Source organism: Haladaptatus sp. AB618 (genome assembly GCF_024136965.1).
GTDB lineage: Archaea > Halobacteriota > Halobacteria > Halobacteriales > Haladaptataceae > Haladaptatus.
The window spans coordinates 132207-144961 of the sequence record NZ_JAMYJX010000008.1 but is presented as its reverse complement, the minus strand read 5'-3'; the positions used below and the strand labels follow the sequence as shown (position 1 = coordinate 144961).

Genomic DNA, 12755 nt, shown 5'->3' with positions numbered 1-12755 from the left:
TCGAATGGCTCCGGAATCCTCGCACCGGGACGGAGATACGGACGGTGGACTCGTCGAATCGGTCCTTCCGATCGCTCGCTGGCTTCCCCGCTACGATGCGTCGTTGTTCCGTCCGGACCTGTTCGCGGGCATCACGGTTGCCGCCGCCATCCTGCCCGAGGGGATGGCTTACGCCTCGCTGGCCGGTCTACCGCCGGAAACAGGCCTGTACGCGAGTCTCCTCGCCCTCCTCGCGTACGTGTTCGTCGGCACGTCGAAACAGGTCATCTACGGTCCGACGTCCGCGCTCGCCATCCTCGTCGCGTCGGGTGTCGGCTCGGTGGCCAGCGGCTCCCCGGCCGACTACGCCTCGCTCGTGGCGCTGACGACGCTGCTCGTCGGTCTCGTCTCCGTCGTCGCGTGGCTGTTCCGACTCGGCTTCGTCGTGAACTTCATCTCAGAATCCGTCCTGACCGGCTTCTCGGCGGGCGCGGCGCTGTACATTACGGCGACCCAACTCGACAAACTGTTCGGGATTCCACGGGCCAGCGGCACCTTCTTCGACCGACTGGGGTTCGTCGTCTCCCACCTCGGAGCTACGAACCTGCCGACGCTCGCGGTCGGCATTGCCGCCATCGTCCTGCTCGTCCTCGGGGAACGCTACGCGAGGCGTTTTCCGACCGCGCTCCTCGTTGTTCTCCTCGCCACCGGACTGGTTGCCGTGACGAATCTGGAGGCACGGGGCGTCGAAATCGTCGGGAACATTCCGAACGGCTTGCCGCCGCTCTCGATTCCGACGCTGACCACGGGAACACTCCCCGACCTGCTCCCCGTCGCGTTCGCGCTCTTCTTGCTCTCCTACGTCCAGGGGATGGGAGCCGTCGAGACGTTCGCCCGGCGGCACGACGACTCCGTGGACGCGAATCAGGAACTCCTCGCGGACGGTCTCACGAACCTCGCGGCGGGAATCGGTCACGGCTTCGTCGTCGGGGGGAGCATGTCCCGAAGCGCGCTCAACGACGAAATCGGCGGAAAGACACAACTCACGAGCGGCGTCGCGGCGGTTGCTATCACCCTCGTCCTCCTGTTTTTGACCGATCTGTTCACGACGCTTCCCGAAACCGTCCTCGCCGCCGTCGTCATCGTCGCCGTCTCGGGACTCGTCGACGTGTCGGAACTCAAGCGCATCTACCGCATCGACAAGCCGGAGTTCGCCACGGCCGCGTCCGCGTTTCTCGGCGTCCTCTTCTTCGGGATGCTGTCGGGCGTGTTCATCGGCGTCCTCGTCTCGATCCTCGTCGTCGTGGCGCGGGCGACCTACCCGCACACGGCTACGATTGGCAGGGTTCCGGGGTCGGACGAGTTCAGCGACCTGTCGCGCCATCCGGAAAACGAACGCGTTCCGGGCGTGCTGGTGTACCGCGTGGACGCCGAGTTGTTCTTCGCCAACGCGCCGACAATCCGTGCGGCAGTCATGGACGAGGTCGATACCCGCGAGCGCCCCGTCTCGCTCGTCGTCCTCGACATGCGCTCGTCGCCGACGGTCGACCTCACCGCCGCCGACATGCTCGTATCGTTAGCCAAGGACCTCGAAAAGCGCGGTATCGACTTTCGATTGGCCGAGGCCGACGGCCCGGTTCGGGACACCCTCGCCGCCATCGATTCCGCGAAACCGTTCGGCGACGTGCCGCTCAACGAGCGCGTCGTGACGGTCATCGACGAGTGGCAACGGGAGTGGTGACGCACTGCTATCACGGATTCGAAACGATTATCAGAAAATAACGAAACGAAAGTGTATGAGTCGGACGACTGACATCCTCCTGTTCGCCATTCTCCTCGTGCTGGTTGCCATCTGGATGACTCTCGATTACGACGTTCCCGGAACTCATGGCGATTTGATAGCCTTCGGTGGGTTGTTCATCGGTCTGATCGCGTTCGGTAGTCAATTGATCACCCTTCTCCCCGACGACGACCGGTCGGAATGACCCACCAAACTATCATCCTTCTCGATGTATCCTCCCGTATCCGGAGGAGTTCATGAAATTCGAGCGCGACGATGGCCCGAGTTCGACCGAACTCGGTTGGTGGGTGTTCGCCGCCGCGTTGGCCGTCGTGCTCGTCACGTCGCTCGATTCGTATCTCGGCTGGTTCGTCTTCGGCCTCTTTTTGTACTACGTCGCCCGACCGATCGCCAGATGGCTCCAGGAGCGGGGAGTGCCGTCCGGAATCGCCACTATCCTGACGCTGGCGCTCATCATCCTGCCGTTCATCGCGCTGCTCGCGGCAATCGCCGTGATCGCATTCGGCCAGCTTTCGGCCGTCCGCGCCGCAGACGTCGAACGACTGGTTCGAACCCTGTTTCCGGGTTTCAATTTTGGGGCGATTCCGGCGACACCCGAGGGGTGGTACGATTCGGTCTCCGAACTGCTCAGCAACCCGTCCATTCGATCGTTCGTCTTCCGGATTCGTGGGTTCGTGGGGGCGTTCGCGGCCCAATCGTACAACCTGTTTCTCACGCTCGTCTTCGTCTTCTTCCTCGTCCGCGACGAGGCGACGATCACGGGTTGGTTCCGGCGGACGGTCGCGGACGAGGAAACGAGTACCTATCGGTACCTGCAAGCCGTCGATCAGGGGCTGAACTCCGTTTTCTTCGGCTACACCTTGACCATCTTCGTCATCATCATCCTCTCCGCGGTCATCTACAACCTGCTCAACCTCGTCGCGCCGCCGAGCATGGCGATTCCCCAGACGATGCTCGTGGCGGTTGCGACCGGCCTCGCCACCATCGTCCCGCTCGTCGGGCGCTCCATCGTCTACTTCTTCGTCGTCGCCTACCTCGCCATCGTCGCGCTCGAAACCGACCCCGTTCGGCTCTGGTTCCCGATCCTGCTCCTGCTCATCATGGAAATCGCGTTCGACAACGTCGTCCGGACCTACATCCGTCCGGTTCTCTCGGGACGGCTGTTCCCGACGAGCCTCATCGTGTTCGCCTATCTCCTCGGCCCGCCGATTTTCGGCTGGTACGGTATCTTCCTCGGCCCGTTCATCATGGTCGTCGTGGTGCAGTTCCTCTGGGTCGTGTTTCCGACGTTGTCGTGGCCCGGATCTCCGGAATCGAATGACGGTTGATGATTAAAAGAGATAGCCGCCCTGAATGGCAACCACGAGCGCGGTCAGGATGACGACGCTGAGGACCGTCGTGACGAAGATGACGGTACTCATGTACTCGGCGGTCGAGAGCGACTCCTCGTCGTGGTCGCTGTAGGCGATGGTGAGGGCGAGCGGGGTGACGGCGGCGGGCGTCGCACATTCGAGGATGAAGATGTTGCCCACGTGCGGTCGCGTGAAGCCGACGACGACCGCGATACCCGCCCCCAGAACCGGCGCGACGACGAGTTTGAGCGCCGTCGGGAGCGCGATTCGGTGCAGTCCGCCGAGGTCCACCTCGGCCAGTTGGATGCCGACGACGGTGAGCATCAACGGGACTGACGCCGACCCGACGCTATCGAGCGTCGTCATGAACGTTCCATCGACGGGCGGAACGAGGCCCAGAAAACGGACGAGCGCTGCGAGGACGACGGCGTAGACGAGCGGCAGTCGAAACACTTCTCGGACCGCACTTCGCACGCCCGCGGTGTTGTCGCTGCTCGCGGAGACGACGTAGACGCCGACCGTGTAGAGGATGACGCTCTGTATCGTGAGAAACAGCGTCGCCGTTGTTCGCCCGACGTCGCCGAAGACGAACTCCGTGAGCGGGATTCCGACGAACCCGGAGTTCGGGAACGCGCTCGCCAACACGACGCCGGGCAGGGCGGCGTCCGGCAGGTCGAGCGTTCGCCCGCTGAGGTACGCGACGCCCATCATTACGAGCGTGTACGCGAAGACGGCGAGACCGAGGTTGAGCACCGTCTTGCCGCTCAAATCGGTGGTGACGATTCCGTGGAAGACGAGCGCCGGGAGAAAGAAGTTCAGCGCGACCGTGTTGAGCTGACCGACCGAGATGCCGGTTCGCCACCCGATGACGTATCCGACGCCCGCGATGGCGATGATCGGGAGGATTGCGGAGGTGAACGCGGATATCGCACTCATCGACTGCTCCTCGCATCGGCTATCGTCTCGTAATCCATCGAACGATACTCTACTGACGACCGAATTAAAGCCACGTTCTGCGGTCAATCCCGCATATATTTGGATAATCGTTATGTTTTATGATGAATCAGGATAGTTCAACTGCAACTGGACGGGCGACGAAACGACTATTCGAGTTCGCCTTCGCCGATGACGAGCGCGTTCGCTATCAGGTTCGTGTACGCACGACGGAGTCGTTCGGAGAGGGCTTGGTGTGAGATTCCGAGGTCACGGGAGAGTTCCTCGCCCGAAATCGTCCGCGGGATGTCGTAGTAGCCCTCCTCCAGCGCGGCGACGAGGGTGTCGTACTGCTCCTTCGTGAGTCCGTACTGTCCCCGTCGGGGGGATTCGTCGAGTCGGTAGATCTGCTCGATTTCGAGCGGAATGCCGTGTTCTTCGCAGTACTGGTACGTCGCGCCCAATGCGTCCCGAGTGGGAAACAGGATCCGTAGTTTCCACTCGTCGCCAGAGCCGTTCGCGTCGATTATCGTTCCGCTCTCCTCGACGAGGATGTGGATGACGAATCTGGTTTTCCCGATCCACTCCATTCGAAACAGCCATTCGTCGTCCAGGTCCGCGAGAAGCTCTATACCGTCGGTTGTCGGGTCGTCTTCGAGGGCGGCGTGGAGGGCGTCGAACTGGTCCGGGTCTGCCGTCGCCCAGACGTAGGGCATTACCCGCTCGGCTTCGGGTGCGACGACACGTTCTACTTCGAACGTAACGCCTGGAACCCGTTCGAGTGTCGCCTCCAGTGCGAAGTCCGATGCCGGAAGTCGCACGATGGCGATTGTACTCATGGAGATAGAGCTAGGCGCTTCCGAGGGATTACTCTGCTGGTGGCTGATGAATTTTCTTGCTGGAATATTCAGCCAGTACGCTCTTACTCCCCCGCCCGAGTGTGCTGTACGATGGCTACCTCGGACGACTTGTCACTATTCGATAAAACACGGGAGACGGCGCTCACGGGTATTACCGTCGTCGTTCCCCTTCTCATAACGTTGTACGTCGTCGTCGTTTTGCTAAAGTTTGTCAGGAATATGCTGATTCCGATCTTGGGACTCGTTCCTGTCAGCTCCATACTCGTCCTCGGTGGCATCGCGGTACTGGTCATCGTGTCCATGATAATGATGGTCGGGTTCGTCGCGCACTCGCCGGTCGGCGAGCGCGCCATCGACAACTTCGATTACGCCATCAGCCAGATTCCGGGACTCGGAACCGTCTATCGAAGCTTCCGGCGGATGGGGGACGCGATGGTCGAGAGCGACGAGGACCACTTTCGGGACGTGAAACTGCTCGAATTCCCGACCGATGACACGTACACGTTCGCGTTCGTCACGGCGGAGACGCCGGACGAGGTGCGAAAAGCGACCGGCGAGGAGAAGATGACCACCGTCTTCCTTCCAATGGCTCCAAACCCGGTGATGGGCGGCTTCGTCGTCAACGTCCCCAACGACGACCTCCTGGACGTCGATATTCCACTGGAAGTCGCGTTCCGCGCCCTCGTCACCAGCGGCGTCGGACTGGACGAGATGGGAGCCAGTACGGAGGGGCTGAGCGAAGACCAACTCCGACGTCTGACGGGGCAAGACGTGGCTCGATATCAGGACTGATCCTCTGTCTCAGAATTGAGCGCCCGCCAACGTGGCAATCCCACCGGCGAGCACTCGCGTCGCCGTCGAACAGTCCTCCCAGTCGGTCCATTCGGCGGGGTTGTGCGAAATCCCGTCGCGCGACGGCGCGAACAACATCGCCGCGTCCGTCACGTCCGCGATGTGCATCGTGTCGTGGGCCGCCCCCGAGTGGAGGTCGAGCGTCTCTATTTCCGACTTTTCGCCCGCCTCGTGCACCGCTTCCCGACAGCGCTCGCTCATGTCCGTCGGTTCGAGGTCGAAGTCACGGGAGAGGGTCGTCTCGACGCCGCGCTCCGATTCGAGAATCGTGAGCGACTCCTCGGCACGGGAGACGAGTTCGTTCATCGACTCGTATTCCACGTCCCGAATATCGACGCCCATCGTGACCGCTCCGGGGACGACGTTCGTCGCGTTCGGCCGCGCGTCGATCTTTCCGACGGTCCCAACGGCCGTCTCACTGATTTCGTTCGCGGCCCGCTCTACGTCTTGAACGAACTCGCCTGACGCGACGAGCGCGTCCGTTCGCTCCGCCATCGGGGTCGCCCCGGCGTGGTTCGCCTCGCCTCGAACTTCCACGTCACAGTGCGTGATCCCGGTGATCGTCGTGACGACGCCGACCGACACGTCGGCCCGTTCGAGGCGTCGGCTCTGTTCGACGTGAAGTTCGAGCCACGAGTCCCATTCGCTCGCATCGAGTCGTCCCTCTCCCCGAAATTCCATCGAATCGAGCGCGTCGGCCAACGTCGTTCGTCCGTCGGTCAGCGCCAGCGCGTCATCGACCGACCGCTCGCCGACGGCGACCGAGGACCCGAGCAGGCCGCTGGCGAACCGCTGACCTTCCTCCTCGGTGAACGAGACGACGTCGACCGGACGGGTCGCCTCGATTCCCGAATCCTGCATCGCCCGAACCGCTTCCAACGCCGAATACACGCCGAGTGGGCCGTCGAAGATGCCGCCCTCCGGAACCGAATCGAGGTGGCCCCCGGCCGCGACCGCAGCGGCGTCCGGGTCGGCGCTTTCGGGCGTCCACCGTCCCGCGATGTTGCCGACGGCGTCCACGCGAACGTCCAATCCGGCGTCCTCCAGTCGCTCCACGAAGTACTCCCGTGCCTGTCGGTTCGCTTCCGTTCCAGTGAGGACGGTTCGCCCGTGTTCGGCATCGTCCAGCGCACCGAATTCGGCGTTCGCCTCGATGTCCTTCCGCAGTCGGTCCCGGTCGATTCTCATGCGTTCCGTGTCGTCCGCGCGCCCCAAGTAGGTCGGGGTGGGTGGTATGAACTGCCGGAAGTCACCCCGTCGTCACGTCATGGGGACGGTTCGCCCATTCGAGCGGTGAAATCCCAACTGTGCAGGCGGTTCGGTTCGATCCGGATGGTCACCTCGCTCCGGTCGTCCGACAGCAACTCCCGTGCGAGTCGCGAATCGGCGTCCCCGAGATACCGAGTCACCAACTCCCGGAGCAGTTCCTTCTCCGAATCGGGTTCCACGCTCGCGGTTCCGTTCCCTCGTACCCCGGTGTACGGCGGGTCGTTCGTGGACACCTCGAAGGCGACGGACGGACCCTTCCGAAGCAGGTCGACGATATCCGCGCTCGCGGCGGTCGCACAACACAGGGCGTCGCCGTCGTACAGGTACCAGAGCGATACCATCCACAGGTTCCCCGATGGGGTCCTACAGGCCAATCGAAGCGGAACGGTCGTCCGCTCGAAGTACTCGATCAGTTCGTCCTTCGACCACACGCCTGATAGTTCGGTCATCGGAAATTCACCGATGATATACGCTCCCGACGATCGAATAACCCGCGATCGTGGAGACGGAAATTCCCCGGTGTGCGAAACGTTTCACGTTCCGAACCGGCGACGATGAGTGTAACACCGCTCCGTCGTTATTTTTCCCGCACCCGGTATCGTGTTATGGAGTAGGGTTTAGACTGTCGGGATAGTAACCTGTACTATGGCAGCCAGCCACTCGGCGAGTTCCGACGAGGGGCAGAGAGATGCGGTGACACTGACGGACGTTCGAAAAACGTACTTTCTGGGGGAGCCGGTTCACGCACTCGACGGCGTGAACCTGTCGATTCCACGGGGGGCGTACACGGCAGTGATGGGACCGAGTGGGTCGGGAAAGAGCACCCTCCTCAACCTCATCGGATGTCTCGACACGCCGACCGAGGGACGCATCTCCATCAACGGACGCGATGTCACTGACCTGTCGGACAAAGAACGGACGAGGGTTCGTGGGGAGGAGATAGGGTTCGTCTTCCAGACGTTCAACCTGATGCCGCGTCTCACCGCCCGTGAGAACGTCGCACTTCCGCTCGTGTTTCGCGGCGTCTCACGAACCGACCGCCGGGAGCGGGCCGACGACTTGCTGTACCGGGTGGGGCTTCGCGGTCGGGAGGACCACCGGCCGAACGAACTGTCAGGTGGCCAGCGTCAGCGCGTGGCCATCGCCCGCGCACTGGCGAACGACCCGGCCATCATCCTCGCCGACGAGCCGACCGGCAACCTCGACAGCGAGACGGGCCAACAGATAATGGCCCTGTTCGAGGAACTCAACGACGAGGGGAACACCGTGCTGATGGTGACGCACGAGCGCCACATCGCCGAACACGCCGAGCGCGTGGTTCACATCCTCGACGGCACCGTCGAACGGGTGGAGGAGATCGATTCGCGGCGGCGGGTCGAAGGGACGCGGTAGCGAGACAAATGGAGTTCCGCGAAACGCTCCGAATGAGCCTCAGGGCGATCCGAAGCCATCGTGTTCGGTCCTCCCTTTCTGCGTTCGGCGTCGTCATCGGCATCGCCGCCGTCATCACGCTCGTCACGCTCGGCACCAGCCTCCGCGTCGATATCCTTCACGAGTTCACCGGCGGCCACGCCCCGAACGTGTACGTCTGGGCGGGTCCACCCGGCGGCCAAGCCGGATTCGGTGCACAACCCGTCTTCACCGCCCACGACGTCGACCGACTCCGCCACATCGATGGCGTCGCGACGGTGGTTCCGAGGGGCATCCTCCCCGTCATCGCGCTCTCCCACGGTGGCCAAACGGTGAGCCAAAACCAAATCGTGGCGACGACGCCAGCGCAGTTCCGAACCCGAAAATTCGCTCACGGCGAGTCGTTTCGGCAGGGAAAACGCGAAGTCGTGGTGAACCCGGCGGCGGCGACGATGTTCGACGACACCCTCCGCGTCGGTGACACAGTCGAGATCAGAACGAGCGACGGCAGTACCGTGCGCGCTCGCGTCGTCGGCGTGTTACGCCACTCGAACGGGAACGGCCAGTTCGACAGCGGCGGGTCGCTCCCGCAGGTGTACGTCCCGACACGGCCGTTCTACAGTTCGACGGTGAAGAGTCCGACGCAGGGCACCGACGAGCGCGTCTACCCGCTCCTGACGGTGGTCGCAAAGAACCACGCGACGATTCCGGAAAGCAAGCGGGCGGTGAAAGCCTACCTTCACTCCAGTTCCGACGCGGTCCAACTCACGCCCGACAAGTACGCCATTCGGGTACGAACCGACCAGGACCTCGTGAATCGGTTGAAGGACGTGCTCACGACGCTGACGACGTTCATCACGAGCATCGCGGTCATCTCGCTCGTCGTCGCGGCCATCGGAATCGCCAACATCATGTTGGTGAGCGTAACTGAACGCACCCGCGAAATCGGCATCATGAAAGCCGTCGGCGCGCAGAACCGCGACGTGCTCCAATTGTTTCTGATGCAGGCCGTCCTGCTCGGCGTCGTCGGGTCGATATTCGGCGTCGCACTCGGTGCCGTCGGTGGGTACATCGCCACGCAGTACGTCGGCCTGCCGCTCGTCTTCGCGTACGAGGTCGTCCCCGTCGCCATCGGGGTCGGTATCCTCGTCGGCATGATCACCGGTCTCTACCCGGCGTGGAACGCCGCGCGTGTGGACCCCATCGACGCGTTGCGGTACGAGTGAGACGCGCACAACGGTCGAGCGGTTGGCCGACGAAACGACCACCATGCACATCGAGGGCATCACGACACGGATGGACTATGGAAAGTAGCGATGTGCAGATTCGGGGTTTGACACCCGGATACGCCCGTTTTCCACCGATGATTTCTCAGCAGGGTTAAGAAGACGGACTCCCCCAGTTCGGATATGCGAGCCTACCGGGCCAAAGTCGTCGAACCGATTCACCTCCCCGACCGCGACGAGCGCGTCGCGAACATCGAAGCGGCGGGCTACAACGTCTTCAACCTCGACTCCCAGGACGTGTTCATCGACCTGCTGACCGACAGCGGGACGGGGACGATGAGCGATGCACAGTGGGCCGCCATGATGCGCGGCGACGAAGCGTATGCGGGCAGTGACAGTTTCAAACGCCTCCAAGAGAGCGTTTCCGACGTGATGGGATTCGACAAAATCGTCCCGGCCCATCAGGGTCGCGGCGCGGAAAACGTCCTCTACGGTGTTACCGTCTCCGAGGGCGATTACGTCCCGAACAACACCCACTTCGACACGACGCGGGCACACATCGTCAACAACGGTGGAAAACCGGTCGATTGTCCCGTGGACGTCGCGCCGGACGACCCCTTCCAGGGCAACCTCGACCCCGACAAGGTCCGCGAGTTGGCCGACGAGGTCGGCGAAGAGAACATCCCCGCGGTCCTCGTCACCATCACGAACAACTCGATGGCAGGCCAACCCGTGAGCGTCGAGAACATCCGCGAGGCGCGCGAGGTAGCCGACGAACTCGACGCGCTGCTGGTCATCGACGCCTGCCGGTTCGCGGAGAACGCGTACTTCGTCCAACAGCGCGAAGCCGAGTTCGAGGGGGAAGACGTGGCCGACATCGCCCGCGAGGAACTCTCCTACGCGGATGCAATCGTCATGAGCGGGAAGAAGGACGCGCTCGCCAACATCGGCGGGTTCGTCGGCGTGCGCGACGACGACCTGTTCGAACACGCGAAACAGCGCGGCATCCTCTACGAAGGGTTCACGACCTACGGCGGGCTTGCCGGACGCGACCTGGAGGCCATGGCGGTCGGTCTTCGTGAAGCGGTCACCCAACCCTACATCGAGTCGCGCGTCGAGCAGGTCGCCGAACTCGGCGACCTGCTCCTCGAAGCGGACGTTCCGATTTACAGTCCCACCGGCGGCCACGCGGTGTACGTGGATGCGGAGGAGTTCCTGCCGGAAATCCCGCGCGAGCAGTATCCCGGACAGGTTCTCGTCGGCGAACTGTACCGCGAGGGCGGCGTTCGCGCCGTCGAACTCGGCGAGTTCGCGTTCCCCGGCGAGGACCGCCCGCAACTCGTCCGGCTCTGTCTCCCCCGCCGGACCTACTTCCGCGAGCATCTGGAGCACATCGCCGAAACCTTCGAAGCGGTCGGCGAGAAGCGCGAAGAACTCTCGGGCTTGGAAATCGTCTGGGAACCGCCGATGGAGGAACTGCGTCACTTCAGCGCGGAACTCGAACCCGTCGAATAGGGAACCATTGGCTGCCACGTCTCACGAGTCCTATTGTGAAATATAGCGGCAATAGAGTTGCCGTCTCGCAAGCTATTTGACCGCGCTACCGAATTCTCACGTAGCGAACCATCACTCACCGCGACAGATGAACACGAACGACATTCCCATTACCGTCCTGTTCACCGTCGATTCGCTTCGAGCGGACGCCCTGCCGAAGGACGGCGAGATTGCCGACCTCGAACGACGGGGTACCACATTCAAAAACGCCTTCGCACACGGCAACTGGACGCCGTTTTCCTTCCCCTCGATTCTCGGCGGTGACCACGTTTTCACCGATTCGAGCGACATCGGGCTTTCCGATCGACCGACGCTCGCCGAAACGCTTCGGGACGCCGGAATTCCGACTGCGGGGTTCAACGGCGCGAACGGATTCCTGACCGACCATTGGGGCTACGACCGTGGCTTCGAGGCGTTCGAGACGTTCACGTCGAGCACGACCGACTCGTTTTACAGCAAATACCTCACCGCCCATCCGACCGTTCAGGCGTGGCTTCAAGTCGCGGCGTCGCCGTTCCGGCGACTGCTCGGCGGCGACGGCGGGGCACGAAACGTCTCCCGGATGCAAGACGTGGAGCGTCACGCCATCGACTTCATCGAGCGCGCGGAACCGCCCTTTTTCCTCTGGGTGCATTACATGGACGTTCACACCCCGTACGTCCCCGCCCCGAAGTTCGTCCGCGACGAAACCGGGGTCAACGTCGGGTCGCTGAAGATGCTCAAGGCACACGCCCAGGCAGGACTCGGCCGGGAGGTCAGCGGCGAGACCCTCGATAACCTCCAGTCGCTCTACCGCGCCGCGATTCGGCAGGTCGACGAGAGCGTCGGGCGCGTCCTCTCGGCGCTCTCGAAGCGGGGGCTACGGGACGATGCGTTCCTCGTCTTCGCGGGCGACCACGGCGAGGAGTTCATGGAACACGGCCACCTCGCTCACTACCCGAAACTGTACGAGGAACTGATACACGTCCCGCTCCTCGTCTCGCATCCCGTCGGCGACGCCGATGCCGTCGAGCGTGCCGTCGGTCTCGACGCGATTCCGCCGACGATTTGCGACGCGATGGGCGTCGAACACGACTTCGACGGCGAGAGTTTGCTGGACCGGAAATCGGACTCCACGCCGGTTACGTCCGTTGCCGTTCGCGGGGCGAACGTCACGTATCAGCCGATTCCGCGACGATTGGACGACGGCGAACTACTCGTGAGCGCCAGGACTCGGGAGTGGACGTACATCTACCACACGGAATCCGAAAAACGCGAACTGTACGACCGGATCGACGACCCGGAAGAGTCGAACGACCTGCTCTCCGGCGACGAGAATATCGCGGTCCCCGAGGGCCTTCACGAGGCCGTCGAGGAACGAATCGCCGCGATGGTGTCCGAGGGGACCGCCGACGAGAATCGAAGCGACGAGGGCGGGGACGCCCCGCCCGAGGAGATAACGGACAGGCTGAAAGCACTCGGGTATCAGTAGAACCCGATCATAGCGCCCGGCCATACGGTTTACGACGGCGGCGGACGA

12 protein-coding genes are annotated in these 12755 nt (G+C 62.9%); 8 read left to right on the top strand and 4 right to left on the bottom strand.

The annotated features are described in order from the left end of the window. The first annotated feature begins 4 nt into the window (after positions 1–4). The 3 genes from NKF26_RS20390 to NKF26_RS20380 are packed head-to-tail and all read left to right on the top strand — an operon-like array spanning position 5 to position 3108. Positions 5–1720 (top strand): SulP family inorganic anion transporter, encoded by a 1716-nt coding sequence (locus tag NKF26_RS20390; protein WP_253227915.1) that lies wholly within the window; start codon positions 5–7, stop codon positions 1718–1720. 55 nt (positions 1721–1775) lie between these two features. After that, positions 1776–1964 carry a hypothetical protein gene (locus tag NKF26_RS20385; RefSeq protein WP_253227914.1) on the top strand — a complete coding sequence of 63 codons (189 nt, stop codon included), beginning with the start codon at positions 1776–1778 and terminating at the stop codon, positions 1962–1964. A gap of 52 nt (positions 1965–2016) precedes the next feature. Then, on the top strand, positions 2017–3108 hold the full coding sequence (locus NKF26_RS20380) for an AI-2E family transporter (protein ID WP_253227913.1): 1092 nt from the start codon (positions 2017–2019) through the stop codon (positions 3106–3108). 3 nt (positions 3109–3111) lie between these two features. Here NKF26_RS20380 and NKF26_RS20375 read toward each other — a convergent pair whose 3' ends face one another. Together NKF26_RS20375 and NKF26_RS20370 are read right to left on the bottom strand one after the other, a co-directional pair. Beyond that, positions 3112–4068, bottom strand: coding sequence for an AEC family transporter (locus NKF26_RS20375; RefSeq protein ID WP_253227912.1), 957 nt, complete (start codon positions 4066–4068; stop codon positions 3112–3114). Between the two features lie 167 nt (positions 4069–4235). Then, positions 4236–4904, bottom strand: a complete 669-nt coding sequence (locus tag NKF26_RS20370) for a helix-turn-helix domain-containing protein (protein ID WP_253227911.1) — start codon at positions 4902–4904, stop codon at positions 4236–4238. 240 nt (positions 4905–5144) lie between these two features. Here NKF26_RS20370 and NKF26_RS20365 point away from each other — a divergent pair, with 240 nt between their 5' ends. After that, positions 5145–5717 carry a DUF502 domain-containing protein gene (locus tag NKF26_RS20365; protein ID WP_253234812.1) on the top strand — a complete coding sequence of 191 codons (573 nt, stop codon included), beginning with the start codon at positions 5145–5147 and terminating at the stop codon, positions 5715–5717. Positions 5718–5726: 9 nt separating this feature from the next. Here NKF26_RS20365 and NKF26_RS20360 read toward each other — a convergent pair whose 3' ends face one another. After that, positions 5727–6965 (bottom strand): M20 family metallo-hydrolase, encoded by a 1239-nt coding sequence (locus tag NKF26_RS20360; protein WP_253227909.1) that lies wholly within the window; start codon positions 6963–6965, stop codon positions 5727–5729. 77 nt (positions 6966–7042) lie between these two features. Further along, complete coding sequence (locus NKF26_RS20355; RefSeq protein ID WP_253234811.1) at positions 7043–7495, bottom strand: pyridoxamine 5'-phosphate oxidase family protein; 453 nt, start codon at positions 7493–7495, stop codon at positions 7043–7045. 196 nt (positions 7496–7691) lie between these two features. On the opposite strand from NKF26_RS20355, the gene NKF26_RS20350 reads away from it, so the two are divergent. From NKF26_RS20350 to NKF26_RS20335, 4 genes are all read left to right on the top strand, one after another. Then, a complete protein-coding gene (locus tag NKF26_RS20350; RefSeq protein WP_253227907.1) occupies positions 7692–8438 on the top strand; it encodes an ABC transporter ATP-binding protein in 747 nt (248 codons plus the stop codon). Between the two features lie 8 nt (positions 8439–8446). Beyond that, positions 8447–9682 (top strand): ABC transporter permease, encoded by a 1236-nt coding sequence (locus NKF26_RS20345; protein WP_253227906.1) that lies wholly within the window; start codon positions 8447–8449, stop codon positions 9680–9682. A 183-nt stretch (positions 9683–9865) separates the two neighbouring features. Then, positions 9866–11197, top strand: a complete 1332-nt coding sequence (locus tag NKF26_RS20340) for a tryptophanase (RefSeq protein WP_253227905.1) — start codon at positions 9866–9868, stop codon at positions 11195–11197. 127 nt (positions 11198–11324) lie between these two features. After that, the gene (locus NKF26_RS20335; RefSeq protein WP_253227904.1) at positions 11325–12707 is read left to right on the top strand and encodes a sulfatase-like hydrolase/transferase; all 1383 of its coding nucleotides are present in this window, start codon (positions 11325–11327) and stop codon (positions 12705–12707) included. The last annotated feature ends 48 nt before the right edge of the window (positions 12708–12755 follow it).